This is a genomic window from Streptomyces sp. NPDC029674 (genome assembly GCF_044903205.1).
In the GTDB taxonomy this organism is placed as follows: Bacteria; Actinomycetota; Actinomycetes; order Streptomycetales; family Streptomycetaceae; genus Streptomyces.
The window spans coordinates 443,602-462,619 of sequence record NZ_JBJDPY010000003.1; the positions used below are offsets into that span (position 1 = coordinate 443,602).

Genomic DNA, 19,018 nt, shown 5'->3' on the forward strand with positions numbered 1-19,018 from the left:
GGCGGGCTAGAGGAGCTTTACGTAGCAGCGGCTCAGGTCGTCGAAGCGGTAGTAGCCGAACTTCTCCGGGGCGGGCGTGTAGCCGCTGGAGGTGTAGAGGGCTATCGCCTCCGGCTGCTTCGTGCCCGTCTCCAGGACCATGCGGGTCCGGCCCGCCGCCTTCGCGTCGGCCTCCAGGGCCGCGAGGATGCGGCGGGCGAGGCCCAGGCCCCGGGCTTCGGGGGTCACGTACATGCGCTTCAGTTCGGCGTCGCCGTCCTGGTAGTTCTCCTCGTTCTCGTCCATGGCGCGCCAGCCGCCGGTGGCAAGGGCGGTGCCCTCGTCGTCGTACGCGATGAGGTAGAGGCCGCGTGGGGGCTCGAACATGGTGGGGTCGAGATGGGTGAGGTCGCCGTCGTCGCCGTAGCGCTCCGCGTACTCGAGCTGGACGCGGTCGTTGAGCCGGACCGCGTCGGGGTGCGCGAAGGTCACGGTGCGCAGCTCGACGGAGGTACGGGCGGGGGCGGTGGTGTCGCGGCCCTGGGCGGGTATGGGGGCGGCGGCGTCACGGGCTTGGATAGACATGCGCTCCATCGTACTTCTATGCGTAACGGATGAGAGTGGTGTCGTCCAGTGTGCCGGTATCGTGCCGGGATGCTCACTGTGACCAGCGTGAATGTGAACGGCCTGCGCGCCGCCGCCAAGAAGGGCTTCGTGGAGTGGCTCGCCGGGACCTCGGCCGACGTGCTCTGCCTTCAGGAGGTGCGCGCCGAGGCGCATCAGCTGCCGGACGAGGTGCGGGCCCCCGAGGGCTGGCACGTCGTGCACGCGCCCGCGGCCGCCAAGGGGCGCGCCGGTGTCTCGCTGTACACGCGCCGGGAGCCGGACCGGGTGCGGATCGGTTTCGGGTCGGCGGAGTTCGACGGCAGCGGCCGCTATGTGGAGGCCGATCTGCCGGGTGTCACGGTGGCCAGCCTGTATCTGCCCTCCGGTGAGGTCGGCACCGAGCGGCAGGACGAGAAGGTCCGGTTCATGAAGGAGTTCCTCGACTACCTCAAGGAGCTCAAGGTGCGGGCCGCCGCCGAGGGGCGGCATGTCGTCGTCTGCGGCGACTGGAACATCGCCCACCGGGAGGCCGACCTCAAGAACTGGAAGGGCAACAAGAAGAACTCCGGGTTCCTGCCGGAGGAGCGCGCCTGGATGGACGAGGTCTTCGCGGAGTACGAGGACGTCGTACGGGCGCAGCACCCGGGCGTCGAGGGCCCCTACTCGTGGTGGTCGTACCGCGGGCGCGCCTTCGACAACGACACGGGCTGGCGCATCGACTACCACGTCGCGACGGCCGGGCTCGCCGAGCGCGCGGTGAAGGCGTACGTGGAGCGGGCCGCGACCCACGCCGAGCGGTGGAGCGACCACGCGCCCGTGACGGTGGTCTACGACCTGTAGGGCTCCCCGGGCTCCCCGGGACGGCCATCGGGGTGGTCGGCGGCGGGACACGGGCACAAAGTCCGGCAGAAGACTGTCCGGGGTCCGCCCGGCATGGCAGATTGCGGTCGCGTACATGACCAACTGCCGAGCTGTCGGGGGGACTTCATGTCGTCAGCGCCCATCTCCGCCGTGCCATCGAGACGTGCCGTCGTGCTGGGCGCGGCGGGTGCCGGGATCGCGGCGGCGCTGCCCGCCGCGCAGGCGTATGCGACGGGCGGCGGTGGCGGGGTCCCCGCCGGTACGCCGCCCGTGCTGCTGACCGAGCAGGCGAGCAGGCGCCTCCTCGTGCTTGACCCGCGGCGCCGCGTCTGGGACCCGGCCGCCGATCCGTCCGTCGTGCGCTGGCAGTTCTCGCCGCTCGGCGACCCGCGCTACCAGGACCTGCGGCCGGACGAGAGCTGGGTGTACCCGTGCGAGGCGAAGGTACGGGTGCACCGGCGGCGCGCGTACGTCCTGACGACGGCGTCGTTCGGCTTCGTGGCCGTCGTCGAGCACCCCTCGGGCCGGCGGTACTGGGGCGCGGCGCTCGGTCCCGGCGACGATCTGTTCAACCCGCACAGCGCCGAGATCCTGCCCGACGGCAATGTGGCCGTGGCGTGCAGCACGGGCGCGCTGGTGCGGCTGTACGCGGCGTCGCTGGGGCCGCGGGCCACGCGGTACGCGGAGGCCGGGCTCAAGGGCGCGCACGGGCTGCACTGGGACGGGGCGCGCCGGGTGCTGTGGGCCGTCGGCGACGACGAGTTGGTGGCGTACGAGGTGGGCGGCACGGCGGCGCGGCCCACGCTGGCGCGGAGGTCGGCGGTGGGGCTGCCGGTGGGGACGCCGGGCCGGACGCCGGGCGGGCACGACCTGTTCCCGGTCGCCGGGCGCCCCGGGCGGCTGTGGGTGACGACCAACGCGGCCGTCTTCCAGTACGAGGTGAGCAGCGGGGCCTTCCGGCAGGACTTCGCCGGGGCCGGGGAGATCTCCCGCAAGTCCGTGAAGGCGGTCGGCGACGATCCGCGCACCGGGCAGGTGGTGAGCACGGTGCCGGAGAGCGGGCTCGACGAGACCTGGTGGACCACGACGGTGAGCGTGCACCGACCCGCGAGCAGCTACAAGCTCGTCAACGGCGGTATCTACAAGGCGCGTTGGTGGCTGCCCCGCTGAACGAGCCGCTGATCACGGCTTCTTGAGGCGGCGGTCCATGGCCATCGACAGCTCGGCCTCCACCACGCTCTTGGCGAGCGGGCGCAGCTGCTCGATGTCCACGTCCGCGGCATCGGGCGTGTGCGTGCGCATGACCGTGATGAACAACTCCGCGAGCGCGTCGGCGTGTTCGCGCACCCGCTGCCCCGCCTCCAGGACCGCCGCGAGCGGAACTCCCTTGCGCACGAACGTGGAGGAGGCGTCGAGCAGACGGCGGCTGATGTGGACGAGTTCGTCGCCGTCGGTGCCGAGGTAGCCGAGGTCCAGGGCGGCGACGAGGTTCTCCGGGGTGACCTCGCCCGCGAAGTGGTCGGCGAGCTCCTCGGGGGTGAGGCGGACCGGCTGCTCCTCGGTCGGCGCGCCGAGGCCGAGGAGTTCGCCGACGTCGCGGCCCTTCTCGAAGGCGTCGGCGAGCTCCGCGATGCCGTTGAGGGTGTGGCCGCGCTCCAGGAGGGCGGCGATGGTGCGGAGCCTGGCCAGGTGGTGCTCGTCGTACCAGGCGATGCGGCCCTCGCGGCGCGGTGGCGGGATGAGGCCGCGCTCGCGGTAGAAGCGGACGGTGCGCACGGTGATGCCGGCTGCCTCGGCCAGCTCGGCCATGCGGTATTCGCGTACGTCCCCGGGTTCGGTCTCACGTTCGTCTGCCACGGAGGGAAGCCTATGCCGTGCCCCGGCGGGGGCGCGGGGAACTGAGCGCTCGGCCTCCTCCGAGGCGCGGTCGCGTCTGCCGCGGCGGGTTCCACCGCGGGTGCGGCTTGTCGTCGGTTGCTCGCGCAGTTCCCCGCGCCCCTTACGGGGCCCGAATCCGCTCGACCCCTACCCATGAGTACGGAACTGCCCTACTCTCCAATTGCGCCAGTAGCCACTGGCACGGTTCGCGAACTTCCGGGAGGCGGCGGAATGGCAGAGCACGAGCACGTACGGGTGGCGGTGATCGGATCCGGGTTCGGTGGACTCGGCGCGGCCGTGCGGCTGCGCCGGGAGGGCATCACCGACTTCGTGGTCCTGGAGCGGGCCGGCGCGGTGGGCGGCACCTGGCGCGACAACAGCTACCCGGGCTGCGCCTGCGACGTGCCCTCGCACCTGTACTCGTTCTCCTTCGCGCCCAACCCGGACTGGCCGCGCACCTTCTCCGGCCAGGAGCACATCCAGGAGTACCTGGAGCACGTCGCCGACACCTTCCGGCTCCGCCCGCACATCCGCCTCGACACCGAGGTGAAGCTGATGACCTGGGACGCGGACCGGCTGCACTGGCTGATCGAGACCAGCAACGGGACGTACACCGCGGACGTCGTCGTCTCGGCCACCGGACCGCTCTCCGACCCCAAGACCCCCGACATCCCGGGCATCGACACCTTCCCCGGCAAGGTCTTCCACTCCGCGCGCTGGGACCACGACTACGACCTGCGCGGCAAGCGCGTCGCCATGATCGGCACCGGCGCCTCCGCCATCCAGATCGTGCCCGAGATCCAGAAGAAGGTCGGCAAGCTGACCCTCTTCCAGCGCACGCCCCCGTGGGTGATGCCGCGCGCCGACCGCGCCATCACCGGCGCCGAGCGCTGGCTGCACAAGCAGCTGCCGTTCACCACCCAGGCGCGGCGCGGCATCCTGTGGGGCATCAGGGAGCTGCAGGTCCAGGCGTTCACCAAGCGGCCCAACGAGCTCGGCATGGTCGAGCAGATCGCCAAGCGCAACATGTACCGGGCCATCAAGGACCCGGCGCTGCGGGCCAAGCTGACCCCGACGTACCGCATCGGCTGCAAGCGCATCCTGCTCTCCAACACCTACTATCCGGCGCTCGCCAAGCCCAATGTCGACGTCGTCGCCAGCGGTCTGAGCGAGATCCGCGGCAACACCGTCGTCGCCGCGGACGGCACGGAGGCCGAGGTCGACGCGATCATCTTCGGCACCGGCTTCCACGTCACGGACATGCCGATCGCCGAGCGCGTGGTGGGTGACGAGGGACAGACGCTCATGGAGAGCTGGAAGGGCGGCATGAACGCGCTGCGCGGCGCGACCGCGGCCGGCTTCCCCAACTGGATGACGATCATCGGCCCCAACACCGGGCTCGGGAACTCCTCCATGATCCTGATGATCGAGTCCCAGCTGAACTACATGGCCGACTACCTGCGGCAGCTGGACGTCCTGGGCGGGCGTGGCGCCCTCGCCGCGCGGCCCGCCGCCGTGAGCGCCTGGAACGAGCGGGTCCAGCAGCGGATGAAGCGGACCGTGTGGAACACCGGCGGCTGCAACAGCTGGTACCTCGACGAGAACGGCGTCAACACGACCGTCTGGCCCGGCACCACCACCGAGTTCCGGGCGGCCACGCGACGCGTCGACCTCTCCGAGTACGAGGTGCTGCGCGCCCCGAAGCCGCTCCAGGCGGTGCCCGATTCCCGTACGGATGAGAAGTCCGAGACGGAGAAGGTCGAGGCAGGGGCATGAGCCTGCCGCGCGAACTGACCGCCGTCTCCGCCGACGGGGCCCGCGTCCACGTCGAGGTGCACGGCCCCGAGGGAGCGCCCGCCGTGGTGCTCGCCCACGGCTGGACCTGCTCCACGGCCTTCTGGGCCGAGCAGATACGCGAACTCGGCGCCGACCACCGCGTCATCGCGTACGACCAGCGGGGGCACGGGCGCAGCGCCGCGCCGGAGGGCGCCGACGGGTACAGCACCCGGGCGCTCGCCGACGACCTCGAAGCGGTTCTCGCGGCGACGCTCGCGCCGGGCGAGAAGGCCGTGCTCGTGGGGCACTCCATGGGCGGCATGACGATCATGGCGGCGGGCGGCCGTGAGGGCTTCCGCGAGCACGCCGCGGCCGTCCTGCTGTGCAGCACCGGAAGCTCGTCCCTCGTCGCGGAGTCCCTGGTGGTGCCCCTGCTGCGGGCCGGCCGCGTACGGACCCGGATCACCCGGTCGGTGCTCGGCTCGCGGGCGCCGCTCGGCCCCGTGACGCCGCTGGCCAAGCGCGTCCTCAAGTACGCGACGATGGGCCCCGGCGCGGCGCCGGAAAAGGTCGAGGCATGCGCGCGGATCGTGCACGCCTGCCCGCGAGCGGTGCGCTTCGGGTGGTCGCACGTGCTGGACGCGCTCGAACTGGACGCCGAAGTCGGCGCCTTGCGGGTACCGACCGCCGTCATCGCCGGTACGGCCGACCGGCTCACGCCCGTCGTGCACGCGCGGCGCATCGCGGCCGCGCTGCCCGAGAGCCTGGGGCTCACCGAGCTGACCGGGGTCGGACACATGACGCCCATCGAGGCGCCGGAGGCCGTCACGGGACGGATCCAGGAGCTCGTCACCACGTACGTACAGGTCAAGGAGGGCGCATGAGCAGGGTCAGCCTGGAAGGACAGGTCGCGGTCGTCACGGGGGCCGCGCGCGGAGTCGGTGAGCTGCTTGCGCGCAAGCTGTCGGCGCGCGGCGCGAAGGTCGCGCTCGTCGGCCTGGAGCCGGACGAGCTGAAGCAGGTGTCGGAGCGGCTGCACACCGACTCCGCGCACTGGTACGCGGACGTCACCGACCACGCGGCGATGGCGCGGGTCGCGCAGGAGGTCAAGGAGCACTTCGGCAAGGTAGACATCGTCGTCGCCAACGCGGGCGTGGCCGGCGGCGGGCCCTTCCTGGAGTCCGACCCGGACTCGTGGCGGCGCGTCATAGAGGTCAATCTCATAGGCAGCGCGGTGACCGGCCGGGCCTTCCTGCCCGTCCTGATGGAGAGCCGCGGCTATCTGCTGCAGATCGCCTCGCTCGCCGCGATCACCCCGGCGCCGATGATGACGGCGTACTGCGCGTCGAAGTCGGGCGTCGAGGCGTACGCGCACGCGCTGCGGGCCGAGGTCGGCTACAAGGGCGTCAAGGTCGGCGTCGGCTATCTGTCCTGGACCGACACGGACATGGTGCGGGGCGCCGACCAGGACGACGTGATGCGGGAGCTGCGGCAGCGGCTGCCGTGGCCGTCCAACAAGACGTATCCGCTGGGTCCCGCCGTGGACCGGATCGTGGCGGGCATCGAGCGGCGCTCAAGCCATGTGTACGCGCAGTGGTGGCTGCGGGGCATGCAGGGCGTCCGCGGCTATCTGCCCGCGGTCATCGGGTCGGTGGGCCAGCGCGAGATGCGGCGGTTCGAGCCGCGGCTCGGCAGCGTGTCGACCGGGCTGGTCGGGGCGGGCGGCTCGGCGGACGAGGCGGCGCGCGCGGGGAGTTGACGGCACTGTGAACGCAAGAGGCCCCCGGCGTCCCGGGGGCCTCCGTACGAGCTCAACGTCAGGCGTCGTATTACCGGTTGAACTTGTCCTCTTGCTCCTGCGCGGCCTCACGGGCCTCGTCCGGAGCCTGCGAGGCTCGGTCGCGCGCCTGGTCCTGGGCCTGCGAGGCCCGGTCGCGCGCCTTGTCCCGGGCGCCGCCCGTGGAGTCCTGGGCCTTGTCGGCGAGGTCCCGAGCCTTGTCCTGGAACTGGTCCTTGATGCCCATGCGGTTCACTCCCGTTGTTGGGTGGGGGATGGGGCCTCGATCAGATTTACATGGGCGGGCATACTTCGCATTTCGATCATGTAGCCAGGTCAGGGGCGGGGCGGCAGGGGCGGCCGGCTGCGGTCCGGTACGTCCGAGTAGTCGGGGGGCGTGACCGCCGGGTTCTGCTCCAGGAGGTCCAGGGCGAGCCGTACCGCGTCGTCGAGTTGGGCGTACCGCCCCTCCGCCCAGTCCAGCGGCGTCCGCAGGGCTTCGAGGTCGGGGCTGACGCCGTGGTTCTCGACGCCCCAGCCGTACGCGTCGAACCAGCCCGCGTTCATCGGCACCGTGATCACCGTGCCGTCGCCGAGCGCGTGCCGTCCGGTCATGCCGACGACACCGCCCCAGGTGCGCTGCCCGACGACCGGGCCGAGCCCGAGCAGCTTGAAGGCCGCCGTGATCATGTCGCCGTCCGAGGACGTCGCCTCGTCGGCGAGGGCCACCACCGGGCCGCGGGGCGCGTTGGAGGCGTACGAAACGGGCTGGGCGTTCCGCGTCAGGTCCCAGCCGAGGATCTTGCGCGTCAGCTTCTCCACGACGAGTTCGCTGATGTGGCCGCCCGCGTTGCCGCGCACGTCGACGATGAGGGCGGGCCGGGACACCTCCATGCGCAGGTCGCGGTTGAACTGCGCCCAGCCCGAGCCGCCCATGTCGGGGATGTGCAGATAGCCGCACTTGCCACCGCTCAGCTCCCGTACGACTTCCCGGCGTTTGGCCACCCAGTCCTGGTAGCGCAGGGGCCGTTCGTTGATGAGCGGGACGATCGCGACCCGGCGGGGCGGGCCCTCGCCCTCCGCGGGTTCGAAGGTGAGCTCGACGGTCGTGCCGCCCGCCGCCGCGAGGAGGGGGAAGGGCCCGGTGACCGGGTCGACCGGGCGGCCGTCGATGTGGGTGAGGATCGCGCCCTCCCTGATGCCCGCGCCGGCCAGCGGTGAGCGCGCCTTGGAGTCGGAGGACTCGCCGGGCAGGATCCGCTGGATCGTCCAGCCGCCGTCGCGGTGCACGAGGTTGGCGCCGAGCAGGCCCATGGCGCGCTGGTAGTGCGGCGGGCCCTCGTTGCGGCGGGCGGCGGAGACGTACGCGTGCGAGGTGCCCAGTTCGCCGAGGACCTCGCGGAGCAGGTCGGCGAACTCGTCGGGGGAGGCGACGCGTTCGACGAGGGGCCGGTACTGCGCGAGCACCCCGTCCCAGTCGATGCCGGACATCCCGGGGTCCCAGAAGTAGGCGCGGATGATCCGGCCCGCCTCCTCGTAGGCCTGGCGCCACTCGGCTGCCGGGTCGGCCTCGTGCAGGATGCGGCGCAGGTCGATCCAGACGGTGGTGTCGCCGTCGCCCTGCTCGGTGGCGGGCACGGCGCTCAGGTCGCCCTCGTCGACGACCACGAGCCGTGAGCCGTCGCCGCTGAGCGCGAACCAGTCGAGGTGGTCGACCAGTTGGGACTTCTTGGCCTTGGTGATGTTGAAGTGTTCGAGGGTGGGGCGGCCCGAGGTGTCGGCCGGGTTGACGAAGGTCTCGCCGAGCGCGCCCGAGATCGGCCAGCGCAGCCAGACCAGGCCGCCGCCGCTGACGGGGTGCAGTGCCGAGTACTTCGACGCGGCGACCGGGAACGGCGTGACCCGGGCCGCGAGCCCCTCCACCTCCACCGTCGTGGTGCCGTCGCCCGCGGCACCCTCGGCCGGGTCGAGGCCGCCGGCCGCCGGGCGCCCGTCGGGCAGCAGCGCGAACGGGGACGGGGTCGCCGACGACAGCGGTACGAGGTAGGGGCGGCAGCCCAGCGGGAAGGACAGGTCGCCGGTGTGGACGTCGTAGACCGGGTCGAAGCCGCGCCAGGAGAGGAAGGCGAGGTAGCGGCCGTCGCGGGTGAAGACGGGGTTCTCGTCCTCGAAGCGGCCGTTGGTGACGTCGACGATCGTGCGGGCACCCGGCCCGGCGATGCGGGCCAGCTTGATCTGGCGCAGGGAGCGGCCGATGCCGGGGTGGGACCAGGTCAGCCAGCAGCCGTCGGGGGAGAAGGCGAGGTCGCGGACGGGCCCGTTGACGGACCGGATCAGCTCGCTGACCTCGCCCTCGGAGTCCTCCGACGTGTCGACGAGGAGCAGCCGGCCGTCGTGCGACGCGATGGCGAGGCGTCCGCCGTCGCGGTCGGCCACCATCTCCTGGACGCGGCCGAGCCGGCCGCTCGCCAGCCTGCGCGGCTCGCGGGCGCCGCTGGCCCGCGGCAGGTAGGCGATCTCGATGGCGTCCTCGCCCTCGGCGTCGGTGACGTAGGCGACCTGCCCGCCGGTGCCCAGCATCTCGGGAAGGCGGACCCGCACGCCCGGGGTGTCGGTGATGGTGCGGGCCGGGCCGTCGCGGTGGGTGAGCCAGTAGAGGGAGCCGCGGACGACGACGGCGCTCGCCCGGCCCGTCGCGTCCACGGAGAGCGCGTCGAGGTGCTGCGCGGCCGGCACCTGATAGACCCGCCGGCCGGCGCGCGGCCCGCCGAGCCGCACGTCGAGGCGGCGCGGCACGGAGTCCGCAGCGAGGTCGTCGACCAGCCAGATGTCGCCCGCGCACTGGTAGACGACGCGGGTGCCGTCGCTCGCCGCGTGCCGGGCGTAGAAGTCGGCGTGGTCGGTGTGGCGCCGCAGGTCGGAGCCGTCGGGCAGACAGGAGTAGAGGTTGCCGATGCCCTCGTGGTCGGAGAGGAAGGCGATGCGCCCGGCCACGAACATGGGCGCGTCCAGGTGTCCTTCCAGGTCGGCGAGGATGCGTCGGCCGTGCATCCACAGGCGGCCCGTCGCACCGCCCCGGTACCGCTTCCAGGCGGCCGGTTCGTGCGGCGGTTTGCCGGTCAGGAGCAGCGTCTTGCGGTCGCATTCGCCGTCGGCGAGGGGGTCGGCGAGGGAGTCGGTGACCGCGATGTCCCAGACCGGGCCCCAGGGCAGCTTGCCGCCCGGGGAGCCGTCGACGGGCACGCTGTAGGCCCAGCACAGGTGCGAGAAGGGCTCGCCGTGCGAGGAGACGGCGAGGATGTCGCCGTCGGGGGACCAGCCGCAGACCCGGGTGTCGGTGCTGCCCCAGTAGGTGAGGCGGCGCGAGGGCCCGCCGCGCACCGGGACCAGATGGATCTCCGGGTCGAGGCTGCGCCAGGTCGTGTACGCGATGTGGCGGCCGTCCGGTGAGAAGCGGGGATGGCTCACCTTGGTCCGGTCGACGGTGAGCCGCCAGGCCCGGTCGGCGGGGGTGCCCTCGGGGCTGAGGGGCGCCACCCACAGATCGTCCTCGGCGACGAAACAGAGGCGGTCGCCGCTGAGGTGCGGAAAACGCAGGTAGGCGTGGTCGTCCTGGGTGTCTTCGCGCGCGTCGGTCACCTGTCCATGCTTTTCCGCTCCGGGGGCCGCGGCAACTTGTGCCGGGCACGGAATGTGCCGCGCGGGGCCGAGCCGGGCACGTGATGCAGCACACGTACGAAACGGTTTCGTTTCGTTAGCCGAGGGGCGTACAGTCAGCGCATGTCATGGCGTACGAAACAGTTTCGTACGAGAGGACCGGGGCACCCGGAGGAGGTGGAGATCATGACTGAAGCGGCACCGGCGCGGCGCAGCAGGATCACACCGGAGCGCGAGGCCGAGCTGTACGAGGCCGTGCTCGACCTGCTCCGCGAGGTCGGCTACGACGCGCTCACCATGGACGCCGTCGCCGCCCGCACCCGCTCCAGCAAGGCCACCCTCTACCGCCAGTGGGGGAGCAAGCCGGAGCTCATCGCCAAGGCGCTGCGGCACAACAAGCCGACGTCCCTGGCGGAGATCGACACCGGTTCGCTCCGCGGCGACCTGTACGAGATGGTGGCCCGCTCGGACGACTGCCAGATGGAGAAGGACGCCGCGCTGATGCGGGGCCTGTTCCATGCCGTCCACGACAACCCCGAACTCCACCAGGCGCTGCGCAACCTGCTCATCGAGCCGGAGCTCACCGGCCTCAACGACCTGTTGCGCAGAGCGGTGGACCGCGGCGAGATCGCCGCGGACAATCCGGCGCTGAAGTTCGCCGTCCACATGATGGTCGGCGCCTTCGTGGCCCGGGACCTCATCGAGGACCGCCCGGTCGACCGCGACTTCCTCGCCTCGTACATCGATGCCGTGATCCTCCCCGCTCTCGGCATCTGACCTCCCCACCTACCTCCCCACCCCCTCTACCTGACGTCAACCGCTCACGTCGTCGGGCTGATCCCCCCTGCCCACATCCGGACACACGACCTGACCGGGAGTACGCCCCCGTGGCCACTTTCCTCTACAAACTCGGCAAACTCGCCTTCCGGCGACGCCACTTCGCCGCCCTCATATGGGTGGCGCTCCTGACCCTCGCAGGAGTCGGCGCGGCCTCGGCGCCCACCGCCGCCTCCAGCAGCTTCTCCATACCCGGCACGGAGGCCCAGAAGGCCTTCGACCTGCTGGAGAAGCGGGCCCCCGAGGCCAGCGCGGACGGGGCGAGCGCCCGCGTCGTCTTCAAGGCGCCGGACGGCGAGAAGGTCACCGACAAGGCCAACAAGGCCGAGATCGAGAAGACCGTCGCCGCCATCAAGTCGGGCTCGGACCAGGTGGCCCGCGCGGACAGCCCCTTCGCGACCAAGACGGTCAGCAAGGACGGCTCGACGGCGTACTCCTCCGTCTCGTACAAGGTCACCTCGATGGAGCTGACCGAGGACGACCGGCACGCGCTGGAGAAGACCACCGACCAGGCGCGCGAGTCCGGGCTCACGGTCGAGGTCGGCGGCGACGCCCTCCAGACCATGCCGGAGACCGGGTCGACCGAGATCATCGGCATCGCGGTCGCGGCGGTCGTCCTCGTCATCACCTTCGGCTCGCTCATCGCGGCCGGACTTCCGCTGCTCACGGCGCTGATCGGCGTGGGCATCGGCGTCTCGACGATCACTGCGCTGGCCAACGCGCTCGACCTCGGCACCACCACGTCGACGCTCGCCATGATGATCGGCCTCGCGGTCGGCATCGACTACGCGCTCTTCATCGTCTCGCGCTACCGCGGCGAACTCGCCGAGGGCCGCGACCGCGAGGAGGCGGCGGGCCGGGCCGTCGGCACCGCGGGCTCGGCGGTCGTCTTCGCCGGACTCACCGTGGTCATCGCGCTGGTCGGCCTCGCCGTCGTCAACATCCCGATGCTCACGAAGATGGGCTTCGCCGCGGCCGGCACGGTCGTGATCGCCGTCCTCATCGCCCTCACGCTCATCCCTGCACTGCTCGGGTACGCGGGCAAGCGCGTCCTTCCCATGGGCGAGAAGAGCAGGCTGTTCGGCGGCGCCAAGAAGAAGGCCGCGAACGAGAAGGCCGCGAACGAGAAGGCCGCCGACTCCGACGGCGGCGAGAAGCCGAACATGGGCACCCGCTGGGCCCGCTTCGTGGTCCGCCGCCCGGTCGCCGTGCTGCTCGTCGGCATCGTGGGCCTCGGCGCCGCCGCCATCCCGGTCGCCCAGCTCGAACTCGGCCTGCCGGACGACGGCGCGCAGCCGACGTCCACGACCCAGCGCAAGGCGTACGACCTGGTCTCCGACGGGTTCGGCCCCGGGTTCAACGGCCCGCTGATGGTCGTCGGAGACCTGAAGGGCGCCGAGAACCCCAAGGCCGCCGCGGGCGAGATCCGCAAGACGATCTCCAAGCTCGACGACGTGCTGACCGTCGCCCCGCCGATGGTCAACAAGGCCGGCGACACCGCGATCATCAGCGTCGTGCCGTCCTCCAAGCCCAGCGGCATCGAGACCGAGGACCTGGTCCACTCGATCCGCGACACCGGTGCGCAGATCAAGTCCGACTCCGGCGCCGAGATCATGGTCACCGGCACCACGGCCATGAACATCGACGTCTCGCAGAAGCTCAACGACGCCCTGCTGCCCTATCTGGCCCTGGTCGTCGGCCTCGCCTTCCTGCTCCTGATCATCGTCTTCCGCTCGGTCCTGGTCCCGCTCAAGGCGGCCCTCGGCTTCCTGCTCTCGGTCCTCGCGGCCCTCGGCGCGGTCGTCGCGGTCTTCCAGTGGGGCTGGCTCGGCTCGCTCTTCGGCGTCGAGCAGACCGGCCCGATCATGTCGATGATGCCGATCTTCATGGTGGGCGTCGTCTTCGGCCTCGCGATGGACTACGAGGTCTTCCTCGTGACGCGGATGCGCGAGGCGTACGTCCACGGGGAACGCCCGGCCCAGGCGGTCGTGACCGGCTTCCGGCACGGGGCGCGCGTGGTCTCGGCGGCGGCCGTCATCATGATCGCGGTGTTCGCGGGCTTCATCGGCTCCAGCGAGCAGATGGTGAAGATGATCGGCTTCGGTCTCGCGATCGCCGTCTTCTTCGACGCGTTCGTGGTCCGCATGGCGCTGGTGCCCGCGGTCCTCGCGCTGCTCGGCAAGAAGGCGTGGTGGCTGCCGAGGTGGCTGGACCGCGCGCTGCCGAACGTCGACGTCGAGGGTGAGGGGCTGCGGACGGCGGCGGAGAAGGACGCAGGCACCGAGCGGGAGCTCACCCGCGTCTGAACTGGTGTGACGTCAGCGGGTGACCGTCAGCGGCTGACTGTCAGCGGGTGACCGGGGTGGCGGTCGTGCGGGTACGACGCAGGAAGCGGATCAGCGCCGACGCGTCGAACTGCACGACCGTCACCCCGTCGCCTTCGTGGAACTCCACGACCGTCTGGACCCGGCCGCACGGCCATACGTGTACGCCGCCGGAGGTGGCCGGGGCCCGCAGTCCCCGCTCCAGGAGCTGCCGGGCGAAGACGCGGTGCGGTGCGTCGGGAAGGTCGATCCGTACCGCGTGCGGGTCGGCCTCCGGGTCGTAGCGCAGGACGACGGGGACGGCGCGGTGGCCCTCGGAGGAGTCCGTGACGAGGTGGGCGCGTGCGTACTGCTCTACTGCGGGCATCGCTGGACTCCTCATTCCTGCGGGCATTCCCTCACCAATGTCCCATATGTACGATATTTCGTTGCGGGTGGACAGCCGCGGCGGCGGGCGCGGTGGGGGCGCGCGGAGGTGCGTAGCCGATTCGGGACAGTCGCGCTCTTGCAAACCGTTTGCAACAAGGCCCTATCATTGAACGGTTCACGAGCATCGAACGGTTCACGAGCCTTCCGCCCTGTCAGGGCGCCTGCCCAGGAGCGCGCGCATGCATGTCCCCGACGGGTTCATCGATGTCCCGGTCTCCGCCGCCGCCGGGGTCGTCGCGGCGGGCGCCGTCGCCGTCAGCCTCAAGGGCGCCCGGCGCGAACTGGACGAGCGCACCGCGCCGCTCGCCGGTCTCGTCGCCGCCTTCATCTTCGCCGTGCAGATGCTGAACTTCCCCGTCGCGGCCGGGACCAGCGGACATCTCCTCGGCGGCGCGCTCGCCGCGATCCTCGTCGGCCCCTTCACCGGCGTCCTCTGCGTCTCCGTCGTCCTGCTCATGCAGGGCGTCCTCTTCGCGGACGGCGGCCTGACCGCGCTCGGCGTGAACATCTCCGACATGGCGATCGTCACGACCGTCGTCGCCTACCTCGCCTTCCGCGGCCTGGTGAAGGTGCTGCCCCGCGGCCGCCGCTCCGTCACCGTCGCCTCCTTCGTCGCCGCGCTGCTGTCCGTGCCGGCCGCCGCGGTCGCCTTCACCCTCATCTACGCCATCGGTGGTACGACCGACGTCTCCATCGGCAAGGTCGCCACCGCCATGGTCGGCGTCCACATCCTCATCGGCATCGGCGAGGCCGCGATCACCGCGCTCACGGTCGGCGCCGTCATCGCCGTACGACCGGACCTGGTGTACGGGGCCAGGGGCCTGACGCAGCGGCTGCAGCTGCGGATCGGCGGAGAGCTGGTGGACGCGCCCGCGCCCGCCGCGGCCCCCGTGCCGGTCACCGCCGCCCGCTCGACCCGCCCGGTCTGGATCGCGGGCATCGTCGCCTCCCTCGTCCTCGCGGGCTTCGTCAGCTTCTACGCCTCGGCCGACCCCGACGGCCTGGAGAAGGTCGCCCACGACAAGGGCATCGACAAGAAGGCCGAGGAACACGCCACCGCGGACTCCCCGCTCGCCGACTACGGCGTCGAGGACATCACCGACTCCCGCCTCTCCGGCGGCCTCGCGGGCGTGATCGGCGTGGGCGTCACGGTGGTCGCGGGGACGGGGGTGTTCTGGGCGCTGCGGAGGCGTCGTACGAGTGACGCGTCTCCGGCCGCCGTACCCGCCGAACCCGCCGTACCCGCCGTACCCGAGACTCCCGCTTCCGAGAAGGCCTGACGTGGGCGCGGGCCACGCCCACCGGCTCTACCGGCACGGGCACTCGCCGGTGCACGCGCTGCCCCCGCACACCAAGCTCGCGGCGGTCTTCTGCTTCGTGATCGTCGTGGTCTCCACGCCGCGCGAGGCGATGTGGGCCTTCGGGGTCTACGCGGTCCTGCTCGGCGTGGTCGCGCACGCCGCCCGCGTCCCGGCCGGCTTCCTGCTGAAGCGGCTGCTGATCGAGGTCCCGTTCGTGGCGTTCGCCGTGCTGCTTCCGTTCGTCGCGCAGGGCGAGCGCGTCGACGTACTCGGCCTCTCCCTGAGCGTCAACGGACTCTGGGGCGCCTGGAACGTCCTCGCCAAGGGAACCCTGGGCGTCGCCGCGTCCGTACTCCTCGCCGCCACCACCGAACTGCGCTCCCTGCTCCTCGGCCTCCAACGCCTGAAACTGCCCCCGCTGCTGGTCCAGATCGCCTCCTTCATGATCCGGTACGGCGACGTGATCACCGACGAGATGCGCCGCATGAAGATCGCCCGGGAGTCGCGCGGTTTCGAGGCGCGGGGTGTACGTCAGTGGGGCGTCCTCGCCAAGTCGGCGGGCGCGCTCTTCATCCGCTCGTACGAGAGGGGCGAGCGGGTGCACCTGGCCATGGTCAGCCGGGGCTACGCCGGATCGATGCCGGTCATCGACGAGGTGACGGCCTCGCGGGCGCAGTGGACGTACGCGCTGACCCTGCCGTCGACCGCACTTGCCGTATGCCTGTTGGGATGGACCCTGTGACTGCTCCCGCCTCTCTCGAGGTCTCCGGCCTCGCCTACGCCTACCCCGACGGGCACCAGGCCCTCTTCGGCGTCGACTTCACCGTCGCGCGCGGCGAGCGCGTCGCCCTGCTCGGGCCGAACGGCGCGGGCAAGACGACCCTCGTCCTGCACCTGAACGGCATCCTGACCGGCGGCGCGGGCACGGTCACCGTGGCCGGGCTGCCCGTCGGCAAGGAGCACATGGCGGAGATCAGGCGCCGGGTCGGCATCGTCTTCCAGGACCCGGACGACCAGTTGTTCATGCCGACGGTGCGGGAGGACGTCGCCTTCGGGCCCGCGGCGGCAGGGCTGCGCGGACCGGAGCTGGAGGCGCGCGTACGCAAGGCGCTGGGGGAGGTGGGCATGGCGGAGTTCGCGGACCGCCCGCCGCACCACCTCTCCTTCGGGCAGCGGCGGCGGGTGGCGGTGGCCACGGTCCTCGCGATGGAGCCGGAGATCCTCGTCCTGGACGAGCCCTCGTCCAACCTCGACCCCGCCTCGCGCCGCGAACTGGCCGACATCCTGCGGTCGTTGGACGTGACGGTCCTGATGGTCACGCACGACTTGCCGTACGCTCTGGAGCTCTGCCCGCGCGCCATGATCCTCAGCGAGGGCGTCATCGCGGCGGACGGGCCGACGGGTGAGCTGCTCGGCGACGAGGACCTGATGAGCGCACACCGCCTGGAACTGCCGTTCGGCTTCGATCCGAAGACGGTACGGGTGGGGAGCTAGGGAATCGATGGCGTGCGGTCTCGGTTGGCCTTGTCATGAGCGATGACGTCATAGGTGGGGCTGTTCCGGTGCGTGGCACGGTGCACGGCACGGTGGCGGCCGGTTTCGAGCCGGTGCGGGACGCGTTCGCGGACAACTTCGCCGCGGGCGGCGAGCGGGGCGCGCGGGTGACCGTCTACCGCGACGGGCACAAGGTCGTGGACCTGTGGGGCGGTACGAAGGACGTCGACGGGGACCTCGCCGCCGGGGACGCCCCGTGGGGGCCCGGCACCGCGCAGATCGTCCGCTCGGCGACGAAGGGTGTCGCGGCCGCCGCGCTGCTCCTCCTCCACCAGCGCGGGGAGCTGGACCTGGACGCGCCGGTCGGCTCCTACTGGCCGGAGTTCAAGGCGCGCGGCAAGGAGCGCGTCCTCGTCCGGCACGTGCTCTCGCACCGCGCCGGGGTGCCCGCCCTGGACCGTCCGCTGACCCCCGCCGAGGCGCTCGACCCGGACCTCGCCGCCGCGGTGGTCGCGGCGCAGGCCCCGTTCTGGGAGCCCGGCGAGGACCACGGGTACCACGCGCAGACGTACAGCTGGCTGACCGGCGAACTGGTGCGGCGCGTGACGGGCCGGCCCGTCGGCGAGTGGATCGCCGAGGAGATCGCACGGCCGCTCGGCCTCGACCTGTGGGTGGGGCTGCCGGACGCGGAGTCCGCGCGGGTCGGCCGACTGGGCCGCATCGAGCCGCCCGCCGCGTCCGGGGGCCTGCGCCTGCGTCCCAAACGGAACGTGGCCGAGGCGTACGCGGACCCCGACTCGCTCACCCGTCGCGCGTTCGGGGCGATCGACCCTCTGCCCGACGAGAACGACCCGGAGTACCGGGCCGCCGCCCTGCCCGCATCCAACGGCATCGCCACGGCGGACGGCCTGGCCCGCTTCTACGCCGCCCTGATCGGCGACGTCGACGGTGGCCGGCGGCTGTTCGATCCGGCCACGGTCTCGCTGGCGCGGGGCGAGGCGTCGGCGGGGCCCGACCGCGTGCTGGTCGTCGGTACGCGCTTCGGCCTCGGCTACATGCTGCACGGGCCCGCGTCCCCGCTCCTCGGGCCCGGCTCCTTCGGCCACCCCGGCCGCGGGGGCGCCCTCGGCTTCGCCGACCCGGAGTCGGGGCTCGCGTTCGGCTACGTCACGAACGGCATGAACAAGGGGGTTACGGCGGATCCTCGGGCCCAGTCCCTGGTCCGCGCGCTCCGGGACACGCTGTAACGCCCACCTGGCGTCGGGTGCCGCCCACTCCGCACCGTCCCGGAGCCGGGTGCCGCCAAGTCCCCTCGGGCGTCGCGCGTTCGGCCCCGCCAGTCCCCTTCGTGCCGTCGGCCACCCGGCGCGGTCAAGCCCCACCGCACCGCCCCCCGGTCCGGCACCGTCAGCTCCCCACCCGCCCGCCCCCACCGAGCCTTCGGTCAGGCCCCGGGCCAGGGCGACGTGGCCCACGACAGCAATCGGCGCCCTGACTTCGCGCACCGTTATCCGCCCGGCCCCGCCAGCTCCCATCGCACCGCCACCCGCCGCGCGCGGCCAAGCCCCACCGCACGGCCCCCCCGGTCCGGCACCGTCAGCTCCCCACCCGCCCGCCCCCACCGAGCCTTCGGCCAGGTCCCGGGCCAGAACGACGCGGCCCCGGCCCCACAACCTAGATCGGCGCCCCGCCCCCACCCCCTGCGCCGGGCTCCCGCCCCAAAGCCGACGTGGCCGCAGGAGTTCGGGAAAGCGTTCGGGGAACGGTCACCGTGACCGTTCCCCGAACGGAAACTGCGGAGGTTGGCGTGACGCGAGCGGGAGACCGGGCGAATCACCCTCCGGCCAACTCGCAGAGGGCCGCGGTCGAAGCCTCTAGACGTCCTCGTCGTCTCCGCCCACGAGGTGGCCCAAGCCAGCACCACCGAAGAGGCTGTCGTCAATGACCCCGCCGACAATATTCGGTGCGGGAACATTGATGGCGCCGGGAGGCACGGGGGGGGGGGGGGGGGGGGGGGGGGGGGGGGGGGGCGCGCGCCCCCGGGGGGGGGGGGGGGGGGGGGCGCGGGGGGGGGTGGGGGGCGGGTGGGGGTGGGCTGG

General features: G+C 72.1%; 16 protein-coding genes. 11 read left to right on the top strand and 5 right to left on the bottom strand.

What is annotated here, in order from left to right; all coding sequences use genetic code 11:
- Positions 1–6: 6 nt before the first annotated feature.
- Entirely contained in the window at positions 7–564 is a 558-nt protein-coding gene (locus ACI2L3_RS09440; RefSeq protein ID WP_404751719.1) for a GNAT family N-acetyltransferase, read from the bottom strand.
- A gap of 69 nt (positions 565–633) precedes the next feature.
- Between ACI2L3_RS09440 and ACI2L3_RS09445 the strand changes: the two genes are divergently transcribed.
- Positions 634–1,425 carry an exodeoxyribonuclease III gene (locus tag ACI2L3_RS09445; protein ID WP_404751720.1) on the top strand — a complete coding sequence of 264 codons (792 nt, stop codon included), beginning with the start codon at positions 634–636 and terminating at the stop codon, positions 1,423–1,425.
- A gap of 171 nt (positions 1,426–1,596) precedes the next feature.
- The gene (locus tag ACI2L3_RS09450) at positions 1,597–2,616 is read left to right on the top strand and encodes a DUF6528 family protein (protein WP_404751721.1); all 1,020 of its coding nucleotides are present in this window, start codon (positions 1,597–1,599) and stop codon (positions 2,614–2,616) included.
- 12 nt (positions 2,617–2,628) lie between these two features.
- On the opposite strand, the gene ACI2L3_RS09455 is transcribed toward ACI2L3_RS09450, so the two are convergent.
- Positions 2,629–3,255 (bottom strand): MerR family transcriptional regulator, encoded by a 627-nt coding sequence (locus ACI2L3_RS09455; protein ID WP_404751931.1) that lies wholly within the window; start codon positions 3,253–3,255, stop codon positions 2,629–2,631.
- A gap of 300 nt (positions 3,256–3,555) precedes the next feature.
- Between ACI2L3_RS09455 and ACI2L3_RS09460 the strand changes: the two genes are divergently transcribed.
- The 3 genes from ACI2L3_RS09460 to ACI2L3_RS09470 are packed head-to-tail and all read left to right on the top strand — an operon-like array spanning position 3,556 to position 6,859.
- On the top strand, positions 3,556–5,100 hold the full coding sequence (locus tag ACI2L3_RS09460) for a flavin-containing monooxygenase (RefSeq protein WP_404751722.1): 1,545 nt from the start codon (positions 3,556–3,558) through the stop codon (positions 5,098–5,100).
- The gene (locus tag ACI2L3_RS09465) at positions 5,097–5,984 is read left to right on the top strand and encodes an alpha/beta fold hydrolase (protein ID WP_404751723.1); all 888 of its coding nucleotides are present in this window, start codon (positions 5,097–5,099) and stop codon (positions 5,982–5,984) included. Before ACI2L3_RS09460 ends, ACI2L3_RS09465 begins: the two co-directional genes overlap by 4 nt.
- The gene (locus ACI2L3_RS09470; protein ID WP_404751724.1) at positions 5,981–6,859 is read left to right on the top strand and encodes an SDR family oxidoreductase; all 879 of its coding nucleotides are present in this window, start codon (positions 5,981–5,983) and stop codon (positions 6,857–6,859) included. The genes ACI2L3_RS09465 and ACI2L3_RS09470 overlap by 4 nt, the downstream gene beginning before the upstream one ends.
- 70 nt (positions 6,860–6,929) lie before the next feature.
- On the opposite strand, the gene ACI2L3_RS09475 is transcribed toward ACI2L3_RS09470, so the two are convergent.
- Both ACI2L3_RS09475 and ACI2L3_RS09480 read right to left on the bottom strand, forming a co-directional pair.
- The gene (locus ACI2L3_RS09475) at positions 6,930–7,124 is read right to left on the bottom strand and encodes a hypothetical protein (RefSeq protein ID WP_404751725.1); all 195 of its coding nucleotides are present in this window, start codon (positions 7,122–7,124) and stop codon (positions 6,930–6,932) included.
- A gap of 89 nt (positions 7,125–7,213) precedes the next feature.
- Positions 7,214–10,516 carry a S41 family peptidase gene (locus tag ACI2L3_RS09480; protein ID WP_404751726.1) on the bottom strand — a complete coding sequence of 1,101 codons (3,303 nt, stop codon included), beginning with the start codon at positions 10,514–10,516 and terminating at the stop codon, positions 7,214–7,216.
- Between the two features lie 204 nt (positions 10,517–10,720).
- Here ACI2L3_RS09480 and ACI2L3_RS09485 point away from each other — a divergent pair, with 204 nt between their 5' ends.
- Positions 10,721–11,311 (top strand): TetR/AcrR family transcriptional regulator, encoded by a 591-nt coding sequence (locus tag ACI2L3_RS09485; protein WP_404751727.1) that lies wholly within the window; start codon positions 10,721–10,723, stop codon positions 11,309–11,311.
- 110 nt (positions 11,312–11,421) lie between these two features.
- Positions 11,422–13,677, top strand: coding sequence for an MMPL family transporter (locus ACI2L3_RS09490; RefSeq protein ID WP_404751728.1), 2,256 nt, complete (start codon positions 11,422–11,424; stop codon positions 13,675–13,677).
- 40 nt (positions 13,678–13,717) lie between these two features.
- On the opposite strand, the gene ACI2L3_RS09495 is transcribed toward ACI2L3_RS09490, so the two are convergent.
- Positions 13,718–14,062, bottom strand: a complete 345-nt coding sequence (locus ACI2L3_RS09495) for an SsgA family sporulation/cell division regulator (RefSeq protein ID WP_404751729.1) — start codon at positions 14,060–14,062, stop codon at positions 13,718–13,720.
- Positions 14,063–14,303: 241 nt separating this feature from the next.
- Here ACI2L3_RS09495 and ACI2L3_RS09500 point away from each other — a divergent pair, with 241 nt between their 5' ends.
- From ACI2L3_RS09500 to ACI2L3_RS09515, 4 genes are all read left to right on the top strand, one after another.
- Positions 14,304–15,404 carry an energy-coupling factor ABC transporter permease gene (locus tag ACI2L3_RS09500; protein WP_404751730.1) on the top strand — a complete coding sequence of 367 codons (1,101 nt, stop codon included), beginning with the start codon at positions 14,304–14,306 and terminating at the stop codon, positions 15,402–15,404.
- A 1-nt stretch (position 15,405) separates the two neighbouring features.
- Positions 15,406–16,167 (top strand): cobalt ECF transporter T component CbiQ, encoded by a 762-nt coding sequence (cbiQ, locus tag ACI2L3_RS09505; protein ID WP_404751731.1) that lies wholly within the window; start codon positions 15,406–15,408, stop codon positions 16,165–16,167.
- Complete coding sequence (locus ACI2L3_RS09510) at positions 16,155–16,919, top strand: energy-coupling factor ABC transporter ATP-binding protein (protein ID WP_404751732.1); 765 nt, start codon at positions 16,155–16,157, stop codon at positions 16,917–16,919. Before cbiQ ends, ACI2L3_RS09510 begins: the two co-directional genes overlap by 13 nt.
- Positions 16,920–16,987: 68 nt before the next feature.
- On the top strand, positions 16,988–18,166 hold the full coding sequence (locus ACI2L3_RS09515) for a serine hydrolase domain-containing protein (protein ID WP_404751733.1): 1,179 nt from the start codon (positions 16,988–16,990) through the stop codon (positions 18,164–18,166).
- Positions 18,167–19,018: the final 852 nt, after the last annotated feature.

Excerpts from the sequence above, each read along its gene's own strand:
- ACI2L3_RS09440 (WP_404751719.1), bottom strand. The coding sequence starts at position 564 with ATGTCTATCCAAGCCCGTGACGCCGCCGCCCCCATACCCGCCCAGGGC.
- ACI2L3_RS09445 (WP_404751720.1), top strand. The coding sequence starts at position 634 with ATGCTCACTGTGACCAGCGTGAATGTGAACGGCCTGCGCGCCGCCGCC.
- ACI2L3_RS09455 (WP_404751931.1), bottom strand. The coding sequence starts at position 3,255 with ATGGCCGAGCTGGCCGAGGCAGCCGGCATCACCGTGCGCACCGTCCGC.
- ACI2L3_RS09460 (WP_404751722.1), top strand. The coding sequence starts at position 3,556 with ATGGCAGAGCACGAGCACGTACGGGTGGCGGTGATCGGATCCGGGTTC.
- ACI2L3_RS09465 (WP_404751723.1), top strand. The coding sequence starts at position 5,097 with ATGAGCCTGCCGCGCGAACTGACCGCCGTCTCCGCCGACGGGGCCCGC.
- ACI2L3_RS09470 (WP_404751724.1), top strand. The coding sequence starts at position 5,981 with ATGAGCAGGGTCAGCCTGGAAGGACAGGTCGCGGTCGTCACGGGGGCC.
- ACI2L3_RS09475 (WP_404751725.1), bottom strand. The coding sequence starts at position 7,124 with ATGGGCATCAAGGACCAGTTCCAGGACAAGGCTCGGGACCTCGCCGAC.
- ACI2L3_RS09485 (WP_404751727.1), top strand. The coding sequence starts at position 10,721 with ATGACTGAAGCGGCACCGGCGCGGCGCAGCAGGATCACACCGGAGCGC.
- ACI2L3_RS09495 (WP_404751729.1), bottom strand. The coding sequence starts at position 14,062 with ATGCCCGCAGTAGAGCAGTACGCACGCGCCCACCTCGTCACGGACTCC.
- ACI2L3_RS09500 (WP_404751730.1), top strand. The coding sequence starts at position 14,304 with ATGCATGTCCCCGACGGGTTCATCGATGTCCCGGTCTCCGCCGCCGCC.
- ACI2L3_RS09510 (WP_404751732.1), top strand. The coding sequence starts at position 16,155 with ATGGACCCTGTGACTGCTCCCGCCTCTCTCGAGGTCTCCGGCCTCGCC.